The sequence below is a fragment of the Clostridium sp. FP1 genome, assembly GCF_011065975.2.
Classification (GTDB): Bacteria; Bacillota; Clostridia; order Clostridiales; family Clostridiaceae; genus Clostridium_AD; species Clostridium_AD tagluense.
On the sequence record NZ_JAAMNJ020000001.1, the window covers coordinates 4862319 to 4882658 of the forward strand.

Sequence of the window (20340 nt, forward strand, 5' to 3'; positions counted from 1 at the left end):
ATCATCACTTTTTAAGCTTCAATACTAAAGAATTCGCCTATTTATATATTTTCTATCTTTGTACAACATGGAAATTCCTTTTTTATAATCAAAAAAATTAATAATTATACATTTATCATCATAACTTCTAATGTTAATACTTTCACTCTCCTTTAAAACCACATCTATTTCTGCATTATCCTTAAAATATGTGAAAGTTTTAATATCATCTAATAGTTCGCTTATGTTATTCTTATTTTTAATCATTTTGCTCCCCCTTTTACAAATTTTGTTTCAAAAAATTTATTGTTTATCTATCTATAAATAAAATCAATTAATAGTTTACATATATTTACTATTCTCTAAAACAATTTTTTCCCCTTGTTCTACCACTAATTTTCGTAATGATTTTTTTTACATTATTATACAAATTATTGTTACTTATTTATATTTTTTACAAAATAAAAAACTTACCTCCTAAAAATAAGAAGATAAGCTTTTACTAAAATAAACCTCAATCACCATAAAATCTATATTTATATTACTTCGTCTGGAATGTATCCCTTAAATTGAGCATTATACAATTTAGAATATATTCCGGAAATAGCTATTAATTCATCATGGGTACCTTTTTCCTGTATGCCTTGATCTGTAATTACTACTATTTCATCTGCATTTTTTACAGTAGAAAGCCTATGAGCTACTACAAGTGTTGTCCTACCTTTAGATAACTTTTCTAATGATTTTTGAATTATTATCTCTGTAGCATTATCTAATGCTGATGTGGCCTCATCTAAGATTAATATAGGAGGATTTTTTAGGAACACTCTAGCTATTGACATCCTCTGTTTTTGACCACCAGATAGTTTAACTCCTCTTTCACCTACATTTGTGTCATACCCATCACATAGTGATATTATAAAGTCGTGTATATTTGCATTTTTAGCAGCCTCTATTATCTCCTCATCTGTTGCATCGGCTCTTCCATATAATATATTTTCCTTTATAGTTCCTGTAAACAAAAACACCTCTTGTTGAACAATTCCAATGTTTTGTCTTAAGGATTTCAGTGTAACATCTTTTATACTATTCCCATCAATTAAAATGTCACCTCCGTCTAATTCGTAAAATCTTGGAATTAAGTGACATAAGGTAGTTTTTCCTCCACCTGATGGCCCAACAATAGCTAAAGTTTTTCCTTGCTCTATATGCAAACTCATATTAGATAAAATAGAGGTTTTATCATTATAGCTAAAAATTATATCCTTTAATTCTATATCTCCCAATACATTTTCAAGAACTATGGCATTGTCCTTGTCCACTATTTCAGGTTCCATACTCATTAACTCTAAAAACCTTTCAAAACCGGCCATACCTGATTGGTATTGCTCTACAAAAGAGGTAAGTCTTCGAATTGGTTGCATAAAAAATTGTATATACAATAAATATGCTACTAAATCAGGTATGTTTATCCATTTTTTGTATACAAAGTACCCTCCGAATCCTATAATAATAACATTTAACATGTCCACAAAAAATTTTATACCAACAGAAAAATTAGCCATATATTTATATGCATATTGCCTAGACTGCTTAAACTTCTCATTGCCTTCATCAAACTTCTCCATTTCATATTCTTCATTAGTGAAGGATTTAGCAACTCTTATACCTGATATACTATTCTCTAGGCTTGAATTTACATTTGCGACCTCTTTTCTAACAGCTCTAAATGCATCTGCCATTTTAATTCTTCTGCTCATAGCAAACCATATCATTAGGGGCACCGTAGCAAACACTATTAATGTTAGCTCCACATTAATAGTACATAGGGCAATAAAAGATCCTATAAGCATAACTACAGAAATAAATAAATCCTCAGGACCATGGTGAGCAAGTTCTGATATTTCCATTAAATCATTAATTATTTTAGACATAATATGTCCAGTTTTATTATCATCAAAATATTTGAAAGGCAAGGTTTGAAGATGAGAAAATATATCTTTTCTCATCTCATACTGCATTCTCACACCCACAACATGACCCCAGTATTCTATTATATAGTTAAATACTAATTTAAATAAATATAAAATTGCGAGCACTGCAGTAAACATAAATACTCGATTTATATTGTTCTGCGGTAAGGCTTCATTTAAAATATTTCTAGTTACCATAGGAAATACAAGATCTAATGATGCTACTAAAAAAGCACAAACCATGTCCAATATGAATAATTTTTTATGAGGTCCGTAATAAGAAATAAATTTTTTAATCACGATATCTTCCTCCTTCTATCTTCTTTAAAATCCAGCATATAATAATTTCTTTCTATAAAAAATAAGCAGTAATTTAAACTTACTACTTATTCACAAATAGATAAATATTTATAAAAATCTACAATGCCATAAACTCTTCAATTTCTTCTACAGTTTTAATTATCTGTTTTGAAAGATTTTCACATCCATCTTCTGTAATCAATAAATCATCTTCTATTCTAATTCCAATATTCTCTTCTTCAATATAAAGTCCTGGCTCATTAGTAAACACCATTCCTGGTTTTAGTTCTATATCACGACTTCCTACATCATGAGTGTCCATCCCTAAATAATGGCTTACACCATGAAAATAATACTTAGGTAATTCGCTAGCTTCTTTAATAAGGCCAAGCTCTATACATCCAGTGGCAAGTACATTTTTAGCAGTTTCATTTAAAACTGAGAACAATATACCTGGCCTTGCAATAGCTGTTACTGCTTCATTGGCTCTTAGCACTACATTATAAACCTGCTTCTGTCTTGCAGTAAATTTCCCATTAACAGGGAATGTACGACTTATGTCTGCATTGTAATATTTGTATTGAGCACCTAAATCAAATAATACTAATTTACCTTCCTCAAGTTCACTATTATTCTTATCATAATGAAGTATAGTTGCATTCACACCACAAGCTGCAATCGTATGGAACGCGTAATCTGTTATACCCTTACTTTTTAATGTGAAATCAAAATAAGCCTCTAATTGATATTCTGTCATGCCTACTTTAGCATTTTGCATTAGTGCTTTTATACCTCTATCTGTAATATCTATAGCTTCCCTTATTAGGTCAATTTCCTCTTTTGATTTTATAAGTCTAAGATTTGCTATTTCATGGTATATGTTTTTTATTCTTAAATATGGATATCGTTCCAATGCAACCTTAGCAAAATTTTGTGAAGGCATCATTGATAAATGAAACTGTTGTCTTTCAAGGTCCAAATATAAATTATCTATTTTAGCTCTATCCATAATGCTTCCAAAAACCTCTTCAAATTCTTCTATGAACAAAATACTTTCTATTCCTGAAATTTCCTTTGCCTGAACTTCCGGCATTTTCTCTCCTACCCACCTAGCCATAACAGGATCATTTTTTTCTATAAACAGCGTTTCGTCAACTTTACCGTTTCTTTTCACTAACATTAAAATCATCTTTTCTCTATCTATACCTGTTAAATAGTAAAAATTCCTATTTGGAGTGAATGCATATTTTTCATCTCCTGATTTATATGGTGACTCACCTGCAAACATCAATGTTATAGAATTTTCTTCTAATTTATCCCATATATTTTTTCTGTTTTTAGTAAATACTACCTTTTTCATTCGGATCCCCCCTAAGTAATTTTGTTTATAAAACATAAATAAAGTGCATTTCGCTCTCATTTTTTCCTATTTATAACATAACACTCAGCTTAAAAAAATTCAATATTTTTTTTGTAGCGCTATGAAAAAACTATATTGGTTATTGAGAATCAGCCCTATAATTTTGCATAAAATAAATAACAAATTTAAGGAAGTTCCTTTCTTAAATTTGTTATTTCAAAGTATTTAAAACTAATTATGATGCCTTAAATAAATCATTATCTTAAATGCTATTATATTAACTAATTATTTAGATAAGTTTTCATTGTTATTAGTTCGTAACTGATATTCTAAATCTACAGATGGTACCATTGATTTTGAAATAATTGATGAATCTGCATAAGTATTAATTTCTAGAGTATGTATTGTTGCTTTATAGGTGGAATCGGACCCATATGCCTGCTCTATTAACCTAGTATCGATAATATCATTTTTCCTTTTGCGATGTAATATAATACTCCCCATTTTGAGTACCTCCTTGTGCTACAATAGTAAAATAATTGTTTTCTAACATTTTACATAATATTTTCATTTCTTCAGGACTTGTCATTTTTGAAGTAATTGTGAACTTATCATTTTGTTCAATTATTCCCATATAATCATGAATGCTGCTATAATCACTTAAGTTAATATCAGAAACAAGGTCTAATCTATATTCAGACATTCAATTCTCCCCTCTTTAACATATTTAATATTAGGGTTTGTAATTTTAGGTAAAATATACGTATTTAATATAATATTTTTTTATTTGTTTGATATCTTAAAAATTAGTATTTAAATCAAAAAAAATAAAACCGTATGTAACTACGGTTTTATAATATTGGTCGTAAAAACAGTATCCCTTGAGTATAGCTAACAATTAACTTCTATTCCAGGTTGTTATTAGCTTCAATTATTTTATCAATTCCTTCTGAAGGCACTTCTTCATATCTTTCAAATTTCACTCTGAAATTTGCCCTAGCACCAGTCATTGATCTTAAATCTGTTGCATAATTAAATAGCTCTGATTGTGGTACTTCTCCTATGACTTTCTGTCCTCTCTCAACTGATTCCATTCCTAGTATTCTACCCCTTTTTTTATTTATATCTGTAATAATATCACCCATATAATCCTCTGGACAAGTTACTTCCACGTGCATAATTGGCTCTAATAAAACAGGATGTGCTTCTTGAAGACCTTTCTTATAAGCTAAGGAAGCAGCCATTTTAAATGCCATTTCAGAAGAATCTACAGCATGATATGAACCATCATGCAGCGTTGTTTTAAGCCTTATAACTGGAAAACCAGCAAGTACTCCATGCTGAATGCATTCTTTTAAACCTTTCTCAACAGCAGGTATATATTGCCTTGGAACTGTTCCACCTACTACTGCATCAACAAATTCTAATTCATCTGCTCCGTCTATTCTAGGTTCAAATTTAATTTTTACATCACCATATTGACCATGTCCTCCAGATTGTTTTTTATGTTTACCTTGAACATCAGAAGATTTTCTAATTGTTTCCCTATAAGCAATCCTTGGAATTTCTAATGATACATCAACTCCAAATTTATTTTTCAATTTACTAACTATTACCTGTAGATGAGTTGAACCTAGCCCTGAGATTATAGTTTGTGAATTTTCTGCACTCCTGGCTATTGAGAATGTAGGATCTTCTTCTAATAACTTTGTTAATCCATTGGATATTTTATCTTCATCACCTTTAGATTTAGTTACAATAGCCCTTGAAAATACTGGTTGCGGAAAATCCATAGTGTCAAACATTAATAGTCTCCCACTATCACAAAGTGTATCTCCTGTAGTAGTATATTGAAGTTTTGAAACAGCCCCTATATCCCCTGCCTCAATTTCATGAGTTTGAAATTGCTGTTTACCTTTTAAGAAATACATATTACCCATTTTCTCTTCTTTTTCTTTATTGGTATTATATACCATTGTATCACTCTTAGCTTTCCCAGTAATTACACGGAACATAGATAATTTACCTACAAATGGATCTGCGATAGTTTTAAATACTAATGCAGAAAATGGATCAGTATCATTAATTTTAACTTGCATATATTTATTATTTTTTATATCTTTTGCACTGTAAAGAGTTGTATCAATTGGTGAAGGAAAACATTCAATCATATCTTCTAGCAAGGTGTTAATTCCTATCCCCAGTAATGCAGATCCGCACATTATAGGTGCAATTTCTCCCTTAGAAGCTCCTTTTATAAGTCCCTGGTATATTTCTTCTTCACTTATAGAGCCCTCATTAAAGTATTTATCTAATAAAATTTCATCAGTCTCAGCTACAGCTTCCATAACCATTTGTTTACATTCATCTACTTTATCAATTAATTCTTCTGGAATATCACTATCTTCCATGTTATGTGTTTTAGGATTAAATATTCGAGCTCTTCTAGATATTACATTTATTACACCTTTAAAATTTTCTTCACTACCTATAGGGTATTGAATTGGTACTGCAGATATTCCAAATTTTTCTTTTATCTCCTGCAAAACTACTTCAAAATTACTATTTTCTCTATCTAGCTTGTTAATAAAAAATGCTCTAGGTAACTTATGCTCGCTTATATATTCCCAAGCTTTTTCGGTTCCAACCTCTATACCTGATACACCACAGATAGTTATCATTGCCATATCTACAGCTCTTAAACCCTCAATCATTTCACCTATATAATCAAAATATCCAGGCATATCTACTAAATTTATTTTCACATCTTCCCATTCACTTAAAGCTACTGATGTAGAAATAGATGTTTTTCTCTTCTTTTCTTCACTATCATAATCACTAACTGTAGTACCATCATCAACTTTTCCAAATCTATCTATAGCTTTGGTGTAATATAGTATTGATTCCATTATTGTAGTTTTTCCCGATCCACTATGTCCAACAATTCCTACATTTCTTAGATTATTGCTTTTATATTCTTTCATATACAATACCTCCTAGCTTTTCATTAGATATATATTCATATATTCTACCTTTAAATAAAAAACCCTTTACGAATAACTAAATTTTCTAAATAGTCTAAAAATTCACTTGCACTATGTTGTATTTATTATCCCTTAAAAAAACATAAAAGTATCAATAACATAAAATTATTGATACTTAAGTATATATTTATAGTAAATAAAAGTTATTACTAAAAATTTCTATTTACTATAAAAATTTATATAATATTTGTTATAACAGATTAATTTTGGGCAAATAAAAAAAAGCTATTAACTAGCTTTTATATACTTTAAATAAAAATGGCTCCGCGAAAAGGATTTGAACCTTCAACCTATCGGTTAACAGCCGAGTGCTCCACCGTTGAGCTATCGCGGAATATTTTAACCTGGCGACGACCTACTCTCCCACAAAGTTACCCCTGCAGTACCATTGGCGCATTGAAGCTTAACCGACCTGTTCGGTATGGGAAGGGGTGTTACCTTCATGCCATAATCACCAGATTGAGAAAATATATATTCTCTCAAAATTGCACAGTGAAATTATCTTCTCGCTTTCGCTTGAAGCTTACGCTTTATATATATTAAGGTCAAGCCCTCGACTTATTAGTATTAGTCAGCTGAACATGTTACCATGCTTACACCTCTAACCTATCAACCTGGTGTTCTTCCAGGAGTCTTACTAACACCGTGCTTACGCACGAGTTATGGGAAATCTCATCTCAGGGTGGGCTTCACGCTTAGATGCTTTCAGCGTTTATCCCTTCCAAACATAGCTACCCAGCGATGCCACTGGCGTGACAACTGGTGCACCAGAGGTTTGTCCATCCCGGTCCTCTCGTACTAAGGACAGCTCCCTTCAAATTTCCTACGCCCGCGACGGATAGGGACCGAACTGTCTCACGACGTTCTGAACCCAGCTCGCGTGCCGCTTTAATGGGCGAACAGCCCAACCCTTGGGACCTACTTCAGCCCCAGGATGCGACGAGCCGACATCGAGGTGCCAAACCTCCCCGTCGATGTGGACTCTTGGGGGAGATCAGCCTGTTATCCCCGAGGTAGCTTTTATCCGTTGAGCGATGGCCCTCCCACGAGGTACCACCGGATCACTAAGTCCGACTTTCGTCCCTGCTCCACTTGTAGGTGTCGCAGTCAGGCTCCCTTCTGCCTTTGCACTCTTCGCGCGATTTCCAACCGCGCTGAGGGAACCTTTGAGCGCCTCCGTTACTTTTTTGGAGGCGACCGCCCCAGTCAAACTGCCCACCTAACAATGTCCTGTGACCAGATTCATGGCCTCCAGTTAGAACCTCAGTACTGTCAGGGTGGTATCCCAAGGATGACTCCACACAGGCTGACGCCCATGTTTCTCAGTCTCCCACCTATCCTGTACAGACAATACCGAAATTCAATGCTAAGCTACAGTAAAGCTCTACGGGGTCTTTCCGTCCAATCGCGGGTAGCCAGCATCTTCACTGGCACTACAATTTCGCCGGATGTGCTGTTGAGACAGTGCCCAAATCATTACGCCATTCGTGCGGGTCGGAACTTACCCGACAAGGAATTTCGCTACCTTAGGACCGTTATAGTTACGGCCGCCGTTTACTGGGGCTTAAGTTCATACCTTCGCTTGCGCTAAGTAATCCCCTTAACCTTCCAGCACCGGGCAGGCGTCAGCCCCTATACATCAGCTTTCGCTTTAGCAGAGACCTGTGTTTTTGCTAAACAGTTGCTTGGGCCTATTCTCTGCGACCTACTTTCGTAGGCACCCCTTCTCCCGAAGTTACGGGGTCAATTTGCCGAGTTCCTTAACAGCAATTCTTCCGATGGTCTTAGGATTCTCTCCTCACCTACCTGTGTCGGTTTGCGGTACGGGCACCAATATCCTCGATAGAGACTTTTCTTGGCAGCGTGGAATCAGATACTTCAGGAATAAATTCCCTTCCCCATAACATCTCAACGTTCCGAGCAAACGGATTTGCCTGCTTGCTCCGCCTAAATGCTTAGACACACATCCAATAGTGTGCACATCTTATCCTCCTGCGTCATCCCATTTCTAATAACGTCCATTGGTGGTATCGGAATATCAACCGATTGTCCATCACCTACGCCTTTCGGCCTCGGCTTAGGTCCCGACTAACCCTGAGAGGACGAGCCTTCCTCAGGAAACCTTAGGTTTTCGACCGTTAAGATTCTCACTTAACTCTCGCTACTTATGCCAACATTCTCACTTCTGTACCGTCCACCACTCCTTACGGTATGACTTCAGCCAGTACAGAAAGCTCCTCTACCGCGTACACATAGTGTACACCCATAGCTTCGGTGGTAAGTTTTAGCCCCGGACATCTTCGGCGCAGGATCTCTTGACTAGTGAGCTATTACGCACTCTTTGAATGAGTGGCTGCTTCTGAGCCAACATCCTAGTTGTCTTAGAAATCCCACATCCTTTTCCACTTAACTTACACTTTGGGACCTTAGCTGATGGTCTGGGCTGTTTCCCTTTTGACTACGGATCTTATCATTCGCAGTCTGACTGCCGAAATAAAAGTATATGGCATTCGGAGTTTGATAGGGTTCAGTAACTGTTGTCAGCCCCTAGCCCATTCAGTGCTCTACCTCCATTACTCAATTAATCGACGCTAGCCCTAAAGCTATTTCGAGGAGAACCAGCTATCTCCGAGTTCGATTGGAATTTCTCCGCTATCCACAGCTCATCCCATGGTTTTTCAACACCAACGTGGTTCGGACCTCCACGGAATTTTACTTCCGCTTCATCCTGGCCATGGATAGGTCACCCGGTTTCGGGTCTACGACATGCAACTATAGCGCCCTATTCAGACTTGGTTTCCCTTCGGCTCCGTACCTTAAGTACTTAACCTTGCTACATATCGTAACTCGTTGGCTCGTTCTACAAAAAGCACGCCGTCACACATAAAAAGTGCTCCGACCGGTTGTAGGCACACGGTTTCAGGTTCTATTTCACTCCCCTTCCGGGGTTCTTTTCACCTTTCCCTCACGGTACTTCTTCACTATCGGTCACTAGGTAGTATTTAGCCTTGGGAGGTGGTCCTCCCTGCTTCCCACAAGGTTTCACGTGTCTCGTGGTACTCTGGATTAGATCTGACTGTTTTTCCTTTTCATTTACAGGCCTATTACCTTCTGCGGAGCAGCTTTCCAGCTATCTTCAATTAAGGAATTGCAGTATTTATGATCTATCCTCAACCCCTAGGTCAAAGACCTAGGTTTGGGCTCTTTCCCTTTCGCTCGCCGCTACTTAGGAAATCGATGTTTCTTTCTCTTCCTCCGGGTACTTAGATGTTTCAGTTCCCCGGGTCTACCTCTGCATACCTATTTATTCAGTATGCAGTACATAGTTGTTACTATGTGGGTTCCCCCATTCGGAAATCTTTGGATCACTGGCTATTTGCGCCTACCCAAAGCTTATCGCAGCTTAACGCGTCCTTCTTCGGCTCCTAGTGCCAAGGCATTCGCCATGCGCCCTTTGTAGCTTAACCTTTATCTTTATCTATTTGCATAGATAATTTCGTTTATTTACATAAACGTTTTAATTCATTTTGCGAAATTGTATTAAATTCATCTATACACCATTTACATGGCTTTAACTTATTAAAACAACTTTAATTTCACTGTGCAATTTTCAAAGAACATTTTTAGAAAAACTATCTATTAGTCAACTCCAAAGAGTTAACTAAAATTAGTCTCTCAAAATTAAACAGAGAATAGGTTACGAGTAATTACAGTAGACATTTTGAAGAATAAATTCTTCTTGTTGCATTGACCGAAGTCTTTGCATCTACTCCCTAGAAAGGAGGTGATCCAGCCGCAGGTTCTCCTACGGCTACCTTGTTACGACTTCACCCCAATCATCAATCCCACCTTCGGCCGCTGGCTCCTTACGGTTACCTCACGGACTTCGGGTGTTACCAACTCTCATGGTGTGACGGGCGGTGTGTACAAGGCCCGGGAACGTATTCACCGCGACATGCTGATTCGCGATTACTAGCAACTCCGGCTTCATGTAGGCGAGTTGCAGCCTACAATCCGAACTGGGATGAGTTTTTGAGTTTGGCTCCACCTTGCGGTCTTGCATCTCTTTGTACTCACCATTGTAGCACGTGTGTAGCCCTAGACATAAGGGGCATGATGATTTGACGTCATCCCCACCTTCCTCCCGGTTAACCCGGGCAGTCTCACTAGAGTGCTCAACTAAATGGTAGCAACTAATGATAAGGGTTGCGCTCGTTGCGGGACTTAACCCAACATCTCACGACACGAGCTGACGACAACCATGCACCACCTGTCACCCTGTCCCGAAGGACTTCGCCCATCTCTGGGTTATGCAGGGGATGTCAAGTCTAGGTAAGGTTCTTCGCGTTGCTTCGAATTAAACCACATGCTCCGCTGCTTGTGCGGGCCCCCGTCAATTCCTTTGAGTTTTAATCTTGCGATCGTACTCCCCAGGCGGAATACTTATTGTGTTAACTGCGGCACCGAGGTTCGACCCCCGACACCTAGTATTCATCGTTTACGGCGTGGACTACCAGGGTATCTAATCCTGTTTGCTCCCCACGCTTTCATGCCTCAGCGTCAGTTACAGTCCAGTAAGTCGCCTTCGCCACTGGTGTTCTTCCTAATCTCTACGCATTTCACCGCTACACTAGGAATTCCACTTACCTCTCCTGCACTCTAGACACCCAGTTTCAAATGCAGCACCCAAGTTAAGCTCGGGTATTTCACATCTGACTTAAATGTCCGCCTACGCATCCTTTACGCCCAGTAAATCCGGACAACGCTTGCCACCTACGTATTACCGCGGCTGCTGGCACGTAGTTAGCCGTGGCTTCCTCCTCTGGTACCGTCATTATCGTCCCAGAAGACAGAACTTTACAACCCGAAGGCCTTCATCATTCACGCGGCGTTGCTGCGTCAGGGTTTCCCCCATTGCGCAATATTCCCCACTGCTGCCTCCCGTAGGAGTCTGGACCGTGTCTCAGTTCCAATGTGGCCGATCACCCTCTCAGGTCGGCTACGCATCGTTGCCTTGGTGGGCCGTTACCTCACCAACTAGCTAATGCGCCGCGGGTCCATCTCAAAGTGGAATTCTCTAAAAGAAAATTCCTTTGATGTAAAGGTCATGCGACCAAAACATATTATGCGGTATTAATCTCCCTTTCGGGAGGCTATTCCCCTCTTTGAGGCAGGTTACCCACGTGTTACTCACCCGTCCGCCGCTAATCCACCCCGAAGGGTTTCATCGCTCGACTTGCATGTGTTAGGCACGCCGCCAGCGTTCGTCCTGAGCCAGGATCAAACTCTCAATTTAAAAGTTTACACTTTTTATTTGAAATGAATAATCTGCAACCACTGTTAAGCTGGTTAGCAAGCTCATTACATACTTTTTAGTCTTACGACTAAAATTACTTTTTTATCTAAAGTAATTAACTGGTCTAACGAAATATTATTTCGCTATTTTACCTATTTCTCTGTTTAATTTTCAAAGACCAATTTGCTTTGTCATCATGTGACGACTTTTACTATTATACTAGGTATTTCTTATTTTGTCAATAACTTTTTTAATATTTTTTAAATATTTTTTTTAAATATTAAATGTTAACTTATCAATGTTTACCTTTATCGTTACTCACTAGTAGCGACAAGGAGTATTCTATCATAATAATAAAATAGTATATTTAGATTAATTCTTGTATATCAGTTTTATCCTTCATTTCCTAGATATTTCTACATATTACTTTGTTTTAGTTGTATTGACACACATGGCTAGGTATATAATAATTTGTCTATACTTAAGCATATTATGCATTTATTTTCAGAATTCATTGTAAATGTTATAAGATTGGTTAACAAGCTCTAAGTCTATTACATTAAAAATGCCGTTAAAATTCCCTACCCTAAGAAGGTTAAAAACAATAATGATAAAAAGTAATTTAAATATAATTTCGTACAAATAAAAACTAACATACCCCCATATTATAAATTCAACAAATGCTATATACACAATTAAAATGACACAAAAAATATTATAAGTTTTACTATGTATCAATTTAAAATCATACCCAAACAGGTATAAAAGTAAGACCTGAAAGTGCATAAAATTTTATTTACGAAAACTTTTAATGAATTTTAGAATTAATCATGCAAAAAATAAAAAAAACAGTCCAATATGAACTGTTTTTTTGGTGGAGATAAAGGGAATCGAACCCTTGACCCCCTGCGTGCAAGGCAGGTGCTCTCCCAGCTGAGCTATATCCCCTTATGGTGGACCTTCAGGGACTCGAACCCCGGACCGACCGGTTATGAGCCGGTAGCTCTAACCAGCTGAGCTAAAGATCCATAAATTACCTGGCGACGACTTACTCTCCCACAAGGTTGCCCCTGCAGTACCATTAGCGCATTGAAGCTTAACCTTCGTGTTCGGTATGGAAACGGGTGTTACCTTCATGCCATAATCACCAGATTGGTTAATATCACCAATATACTATTAAATTTTTAAAAATGGCTCCGCGAAAAGGATTTGAACCTTCAACCTATCGGTTAACAGCCGAGTGCTCCACCGTTGAGCTATCGCGGAACATTACCTAGCGACGACTTACTCTCCCACAAGGTCACCCCTGCAGTACCATTAGCGCATTGAAGCTTAACCTTCGTGTTCGGTATGGGAACGGGTGTTACCTTCATGCCATAATCACTAGATTGAGAAAATTTATATTCTCTCAAAATTGCATAGTGAAATTTTTCGCTTATATATATTAAGGTCAAGCCCTCGACTTATTAGTATTAGTCAGCTGAACATGTTACCATGCTTACACCTCTAACCTATCAACCTGGTGTTCTTCCAGGAGTCTTACTAACACCGTGCTTACGCACGAGTTATGGGAAATCTCATCTCAGGGTGGGCTTCACGCTTAGATGCTTTCAGCGTTTATCCCTTCCAAACATAGCTACCCAGCGATGCCACTGGCGTGACAACTGGTGCACCAGAGGTTTGTCCATCCCGGTCCTCTCGTACTAAGGACAGCTCCCTTCAAATTTCCTACGCCCGCGACGGATAGGGACCGAACTGTCTCACGACGTTCTGAACCCAGCTCGCGTGCCGCTTTAATGGGCGAACAGCCCAACCCTTGGGACCTACTTCAGCCCCAGGATGCGACGAGCCGACATCGAGGTGCCAAACCTCCCCGTCGATGTGGACTCTTGGGGGAGATCAGCCTGTTATCCCCGAGGTAGCTTTTATCCGTTGAGCGATGGCCCTCCCACGAGGTACCACCGGATCACTAAGTCCGACTTTCGTCCCTGCTCCACTTGTAGGTGTCGCAGTCAGGCTCCCTTCTGCCTTTGCACTCTTCGCGCGATTTCCAACCGCGCTGAGGGAACCTTTGAGCGCCTCCGTTACTTTTTTGGAGGCGACCGCCCCAGTCAAACTGCCCACCTAACAATGTCCTGTGACCAGATTCATGGCCTCCAGTTAGAACCTCAGTACTGTCAGGGTGGTATCCCAAGGATGACTCCACACAGGCTGACGCCCATGTTTCTCAGTCTCCCACCTATCCTGTACAGACAATACCGAAATTCAATGCTAAGCTACAGTAAAGCTCTACGGGGTCTTTCCGTCCAATCGCGGGTAGCCAGCATCTTCACTGGCACTACAATTTCGCCGGATGTGCTGTTGAGACAGTGCCCAAATCATTACGCCATTCGTGCGGGTCGGAACTTACCCGACAAGGAATTTCGCTACCTTAGGACCGTTATAGTTACGGCCGCCGTTTACTGGGGCTTAAGTTCATACCTTCGCTTGCGCTAAGTAATCCCCTTAACCTTCCAGCACCGGGCAGGCGTCAGCCCCTATACATCAGCTTTCGCTTTAGCAGAGACCTGTGTTTTTGCTAAACAGTTGCTTGGGCCTATTCTCTGCGACCTACTTTCGTAGGCACCCCTTCTCCCGAAGTTACGGGGTCAATTTGCCGAGTTCCTTAACAGCAATTCTTCCGATGGTCTTAGGATTCTCTCCTCACCTACCTGTGTCGGTTTGCGGTACGGGCACCAATATCCTCGATAGAGACTTTTCTTGGCAGCGTGGAATCAGATACTTCAGGAATAAATTCCCTTCCCCATAACATCTCAGCGTTAAGAGCAAACGGATTTGCCTGCTTGCTCCGCCTAAATGCTTAGACACACATCCAATAGTGTGCACATCTTATCCTCCTGCGTCATCCCATTTCTAATAACGTCCATTGGTGGTATCGGAATATCAACCGATTGTCCATCACCTACGCCTTTCGGCCTCGGCTTAGGTCCCGACTAACCCTGAGAGGACGAGCCTTCCTCAGGAAACCTTAGGTTTTCGACCGTTAAGATTCTCACTTAACTCTCGCTACTTATGCCAACATTCTCACTTCTGTACCGTCCACCACTCCTTACGGTATGACTTCAGCCAGTACAGAAAGCTCCTCTACCGCGTACACATAGTGTACACCCATAGCTTCGGTGGTAAGTTTTAGCCCCGGACATCTTCGGCGCAGGATCTCTTGACTAGTGAGCTATTACGCACTCTTTGAATGAGTGGCTGCTTCTGAGCCAACATCCTAGTTGTCTTAGAAATCCCACATCCTTTTCCACTTAACTTACACTTTGGGACCTTAGCTGATGGTCTGGGCTGTTTCCCTTTTGACTACGGATCTTATCATTCGCAGTCTGACTGCCGAAATAAAAGTATATGGCATTCGGAGTTTGATAGGGTTCAGTAACTGTTGTCAGCCCCTAGCCCATTCAGTGCTCTACCTCCATTACTCAATTAATCGACGCTAGCCCTAAAGCTATTTCGAGGAGAACCAGCTATCTCCGAGTTCGATTGGAATTTCTCCGCTATCCACAGCTCATCCCATGGTTTTTCAACACCAACGTGGTTCGGACCTCCACGGAATTTTACTTCCGCTTCATCCTGGCCATGGATAGGTCACCCGGTTTCGGGTCTACGACATGCAACTATAGCGCCCTATTCAGACTTGGTTTCCCTTCGGCTCCGTACCTTAAGTACTTAACCTTGCTACATATCGTAACTCGTTGGCTCGTTCTACAAAAAGCACGCCGTCACACATAAAAAGTGCTCCGACCGGTTGTAGGCACACGGTTTCAGGTTCTATTTCACTCCCCTTCCGGGGTTCTTTTCACCTTTCCCTCACGGTACTTCTTCACTATCGGTCACTAGGTAGTATTTAGCCTTGGGAGGTGGTCCTCCCTGCTTCCCACAAGGTTTCACGTGTCTCGTGGTACTCTGGATTAGATCTGACTGTTTTTCCTTTTCATTTACAGGCCTATTACCTTCTGCGGAGCAGCTTTCCAGCTATCTTCAATTAAGGAATTGCAGTATTTATGATCTATCCTCAACCCCTAGGTCAAAGACCTAGGTTTGGGCTCTTTCCCTTTCGCTCGCCGCTACTTAGGAAATCGATGTTTCTTTCTCTTCCTCCGGGTACTTAGATGTTTCAGTTCCCCGGGTCTACCTCTGCATACCTATTTATTCAGTATGCAGTACATAGTTGTTACTATGTGGGTTCCCCCATTCGGAAATCTTTGGATCACTGGCTATTTGCGCCTACCCAAAGCTTATCGCAGCTTAACGCGTCCTTCTTCGGCTCCTAGTGCCAAGGCATTCGCCATGCGCCCTTTGTAGCTTAACCTTTATCTTTATCTACTTGCGTAGATAATTTCGTTTATTTACATAAACGTTTTAATTCATTTTGCGAAATTGTATTAAATTCATCTATACACCATTTACATGGCTTTAAATCTTTTAAACAACTTTAATTTCACTATGCAATTTTCAAAGAACATAAATGGTGGGTCTAAATGGACTCGAACCATCGACTTCTGCCTTATCAGAGCAGCGCTCTAACCAGCTGAGCTATAGACCCATTAATGGTGGAGGTAAAGGGAATCGAACCCTTGACCCCCTGCGTGCAAGGCAGGTGCTCTCCCAGCTGAGCTATACCCCCATTTTTGGAATTTCATTTTAGAAAAACTATTTATTAGTTAACGCCTAAGAGTTAACTAAAATTAGTCTCTCAAAATTAAACAGAGAATAGGTTACGAGTAATTACAGTAGACATTTTGAAGAATAATTAAATTCTTCTTGTTGCATTGACCGAAGTCTTTGCATCTACTCCCTAGAAAGGAGGTGATCCAGCCGCAGGTTCTCCTACGGCTACCTTGTTACGACTTCACCCCAATCATCAATCCCACCTTCGGCCGCTGGCTCCTTACGGTTACCTCACGGACTTCGGGTGTTACCAACTCTCATGGTGTGACGGGCGGTGTGTACAAGGCCCGGGAACGTATTCACCGCGACATGCTGATTCGCGATTACTAGCAACTCCGGCTTCATGTAGGCGAGTTGCAGCCTACAATCCGAACTGGGATGAGTTTTTGAGTTTGGCTCCACCTTGCGGTCTTGCATCTCTTTGTACTCACCATTGTAGCACGTGTGTAGCCCTAGACATAAGGGGCATGATGATTTGACGTCATCCCCACCTTCCTCCCGGTTAACCCGGGCAGTCTCACTAGAGTGCTCAACTAAATGGTAGCAACTAATGATAAGGGTTGCGCTCGTTGCGGGACTTAACCCAACATCTCACGACACGAGCTGACGACAACCATGCACCACCTGTCACCCTGTCCCGAAGGACTTCGCCCATCTCTGGGTTATGCAGGGGATGTCAAGTCTAGGTAAGGTTCTTCGCGTTGCTTCGAATTAAACCACATGCTCCGCTGCTTGTGCGGGCCCCCGTCAATTCCTTTGAGTTTTAATCTTGCGATCGTACTCCCCAGGCGGAATACTTATTGTGTTAACTGCGGCACCGAGGTTCGACCCCCGACACCTAGTATTCATCGTTTACGGCGTGGACTACCAGGGTATCTAATCCTGTTTGCTCCCCACGCTTTCATGCCTCAGCGTCAGTTACAGTCCAGTAAGTCGCCTTCGCCACTGGTGTTCTTCCTAATCTCTACGCATTTCACCGCTACACTAGGAATTCCACTTACCTCTCCTGCACTCTAGACACCCAGTTTCAAATGCAGCACCCAAGTTAAGCTCGGGTATTTCACATCTGACTTAAATGTCCGCCTACGCATCCTTTACGCCCAGTAAATCCGGACAACGCTTGCCACCTACGTATTACCGCGGCTGCTGGCACGTAGTTAGCCGTGGCTTCCTCCTCTGGTACCGTCATTATCGTCCCAGAAGACAGAACTTTACAACCCGAAGGCCTTCATCATTCACGCGGCGTTGCTGCGTCAGGGTTTCCCCCATTGCGCAATATTCCCCACTGCTGCCTCCCGTAGGAGTCTGGACCGTGTCTCAGTTCCAATGTGGCCGATCACCCTCTCAGGTCGGCTACGCATCGTTGCCTTGGTGGGCCGTTACCTCACCAACTAGCTAATGCGCCGCGGGTCCATCTCAAAGTGGAATTTTCCGAAGAAAAATCCTTTGATGTTTCAATCATGCGATCAAAACATATTATGCGGTATTAATCTCCCTTTCGGGAGGCTATTCCCCTCTTTGAGGCAGGTTACCCACGTGTTACTCACCCGTCCGCCGCTAATCCACCCCGAAGGGTTTCATCGCTCGACTTGCATGTGTTAGGCACGCCGCCAGCGTTCGTCCTGAGCCAGGATCAAACTCTCAATTTAAAAGTTTACACTTTTTATTTGAAATGAATAATCTGCGCCAACTGTTAAGCTGGTTAGCAAGCTCATTACATACTTTTTAGTCTTACGACTAAAATTACTTTTTTATCTAAAGTAATTAACTGGTCAAGCGAAATATTATTTCGCTATTTTACCTATTTCTCTGTTTAATTTTCAAAGACCAACTGTTGTTGTCATCATGTGACGACTTTTACTATTATAATTCTTTTTTCTTTCATTGTCAACTGTTTTAAAAAACTTTGATAATGAATTTTTAATTCATCACTGTGAACTTAAATCTAACTTGAAACCGTATGTTCCAGCGACAATTAATATAATATCATATGTTTAAGGCGCACATTGTTTAAAATTATTGATTATACGAATTTATATTCATATTTATAGTTATTTCTCCAGTATATGACCTTTTACTTATAATGATACGCTAGGAGCATTTGTTGTGCATTTAACCACATTTCAAAAGGAAAGCCTCCCATTTCTATAAATGAGAGGCTAACAATTGAGAATTATCATCTCCCCAATCTCTTATTAAATCATTGCCTATATACTTCCATACTATAATAACATTATTATTTCCTTATATTTATTTCCTCTTACTTCAAAATTTTCAAACATATCGAAACTTGCACAGGCTGGTGACAAAGTCACTATATCATTAGGCCTTGCAATTTCTTTAGCTTTATAAATTGCCTGGTTAAAATCTTCTGCTAATATAATTTCTAAAGAAATTTTCTTTTCTTTTATTATGCAGTCGAAAACTTCCTTTATTTTATATTTAGTATCGCCTACCAATATTAGTGTTTTAATATTTGAGTAGCCTTGTTCTGCTAAAGGTTCAAATGGGATTTGTTTATCATATCCTCCTGCAATTAGTATAACCGGTTTTTCAAAGGCTTTAATACTTGCTATAGTCCTCGTTGGACTAGATGCTATCGAATCATTATAATACTTAACTCCATCTACTTCCCTAACAAATTCACCCCTATGAGGCACCCCCATAAATGTAGTAGCTACTTCTCTCATGCTCTCAACTGACACTTCATCTTCCGTTGCACAAAATGCAGTTAACATATTCGCCACATTGTGTATCCCTTTTATCTTTATTTCTGCGCGGCTGCATACTTCCTTATTCATAATAAACAATTTATCATTTTCAAAATATGCACCATCTTTTAACTTCTCTTTTAAACTAAAACACTTAACTTTTCCCTTAGCTTCTTTCCTAAGTTCATAAGTCAATGTGTTATCCTTATTAAGTATAAGGATACCCTCCTTATTTTGATACTTAAATATATTCCTCTTTGCATCTATATATTCTTCCATATCCTTATGGATATCCAAATGATTTGGACTTAAATTTGTTACTACTGCTACATCTGTAGAAACAGTCATGGTCATAAGCTGAAAACTTGATAATTCCAATACTACTTTATCATCTTTGCTTATTTGTTGAATATTTGCAAAAAGTGGAGTTCCTATATTCCCTCCAACCCAAGTTTTATATCCTTCTTCTTTTAATATATTATATATTATTGTAGTTGTAGTTGTTTTTCCATCGCTACCAGTAACACCAAAAATTTTCGCTGGACAATATTTTATGAACTCTTCCATTTCCGACGTTATATAAGTTCCTTCCTGTTTTGCTTTTAAAAGAGCAGGATTATCTATTCTTATAGATGGTGTTTTAAAAATAACATCAAACCCTGTTAAGTCATCTAAGTAATGCTCCCCTAAGACTAGTTTTACACCTTTTTTTTCAAAGTCTGTTGCAACTGTCCCAAGTAAACTATAAGTTTTTTTATCGAAAGCTGTAACAACAGCCTGCAACTCCACGAGGAATCCTATTAAAGGAATGTTACTAACTCCTATACCTACAACTCCAACTTTTTTTCCTTTTATAAACTCTTTAAATTCACTGAAATTCTTCTTCATATAACCCTCCATGCAATCTTCGTATATTTAATATTTTATTATTGGTTTCAAAATTTGT

At 39.4% G+C, this 20340-nt stretch carries 7 protein-coding genes, 6 tRNA genes and 7 rRNA genes; all 20 read right to left on the reverse strand.

The annotated features are described in order from the left end of the window. Window positions 1–24: 24 nt before the first annotated feature. The gene (locus G9F70_RS23110) at window positions 25–246 is read right to left on the reverse strand and encodes a hypothetical protein (protein WP_164947577.1); all 222 of its coding nucleotides are present in this window, start codon (window positions 244–246) and stop codon (window positions 25–27) included. Between the two features lie 269 nt (window positions 247–515). Further along, a complete protein-coding gene (locus G9F70_RS23115) occupies window positions 516–2252 on the reverse strand; it encodes an ABC transporter ATP-binding protein (protein ID WP_164947576.1) in 1737 nt (578 codons plus the stop codon). Between the two features lie 118 nt (window positions 2253–2370). After that, window positions 2371–3612, reverse strand: a complete 1242-nt coding sequence (locus G9F70_RS23120) for an aminopeptidase P family protein (RefSeq protein ID WP_164947575.1) — start codon at window positions 3610–3612, stop codon at window positions 2371–2373. A gap of 285 nt (window positions 3613–3897) precedes the next feature. Continuing rightward, window positions 3898–4116, reverse strand: a complete 219-nt coding sequence (locus G9F70_RS23125) for a hypothetical protein (RefSeq protein ID WP_164947574.1) — start codon at window positions 4114–4116, stop codon at window positions 3898–3900. Continuing rightward, window positions 4079–4315 (reverse strand): hypothetical protein, encoded by a 237-nt coding sequence (locus tag G9F70_RS23130; protein WP_125002796.1) that lies wholly within the window; start codon window positions 4313–4315, stop codon window positions 4079–4081. The genes G9F70_RS23125 and G9F70_RS23130 overlap by 38 nt, the downstream gene beginning before the upstream one ends. Window positions 4316–4517: 202 nt before the next feature. After that, on the reverse strand, window positions 4518–6596 hold the full coding sequence (fusA, locus tag G9F70_RS23135) for an elongation factor G (RefSeq protein WP_164947573.1): 2079 nt from the start codon (window positions 6594–6596) through the stop codon (window positions 4518–4520). A 319-nt stretch (window positions 6597–6915) separates the two neighbouring features. Further along, window positions 6916–6990, reverse strand: a tRNA-Asn gene (locus G9F70_RS23140). Window positions 6991–6998: 8 nt separating this feature from the next. Next, window positions 6999–7115 (reverse strand): 5S ribosomal RNA (rrf, locus tag G9F70_RS23145). Window positions 7116–7197: 82 nt separating this feature from the next. Next, window positions 7198–10123 (reverse strand): 23S ribosomal RNA (locus G9F70_RS23150). Between the two features lie 310 nt (window positions 10124–10433). Further along, a 16S ribosomal RNA gene (locus G9F70_RS23155) occupies window positions 10434–11952 on the reverse strand. 872 nt (window positions 11953–12824) lie between these two features. Further along, window positions 12825–12900: transfer RNA gene (locus G9F70_RS23160), tRNA-Ala, on the reverse strand. 3 nt (window positions 12901–12903) lie between these two features. Next, window positions 12904–12980 (reverse strand) — tRNA-Ile (locus G9F70_RS23165). A gap of 7 nt (window positions 12981–12987) precedes the next feature. Beyond that, a 5S ribosomal RNA gene (gene rrf / locus G9F70_RS23170) occupies window positions 12988–13104 on the reverse strand. A 39-nt stretch (window positions 13105–13143) separates the two neighbouring features. Further along, window positions 13144–13218, reverse strand: a tRNA-Asn gene (locus G9F70_RS23175). Between the two features lie 5 nt (window positions 13219–13223). Then, window positions 13224–13340: ribosomal RNA gene (gene rrf / locus G9F70_RS23180) — 5S ribosomal RNA — on the reverse strand. A 58-nt stretch (window positions 13341–13398) separates the two neighbouring features. Next, window positions 13399–16324, reverse strand: a 23S ribosomal RNA gene (locus G9F70_RS23185). A gap of 157 nt (window positions 16325–16481) precedes the next feature. Next, window positions 16482–16558: transfer RNA gene (locus G9F70_RS23190), tRNA-Ile, on the reverse strand. A gap of 5 nt (window positions 16559–16563) precedes the next feature. Then, window positions 16564–16639 (reverse strand) — tRNA-Ala (locus G9F70_RS23195). 175 nt (window positions 16640–16814) lie between these two features. Continuing rightward, window positions 16815–18332 (reverse strand): 16S ribosomal RNA (locus G9F70_RS23200). Together the 16S, 23S and 5S rRNA genes with 6 tRNA genes alongside form the textbook arrangement of a ribosomal RNA operon. Window positions 18333–18905: 573 nt before the next feature. Further along, window positions 18906–20282: a UDP-N-acetylmuramoyl-L-alanine--D-glutamate ligase gene (murD, locus tag G9F70_RS23205; RefSeq protein ID WP_164945010.1), complete on the reverse strand. Its 1377-nt coding sequence runs from the start codon at window positions 20280–20282 to the stop codon at window positions 18906–18908. Window positions 20283–20340: the final 58 nt, after the last annotated feature.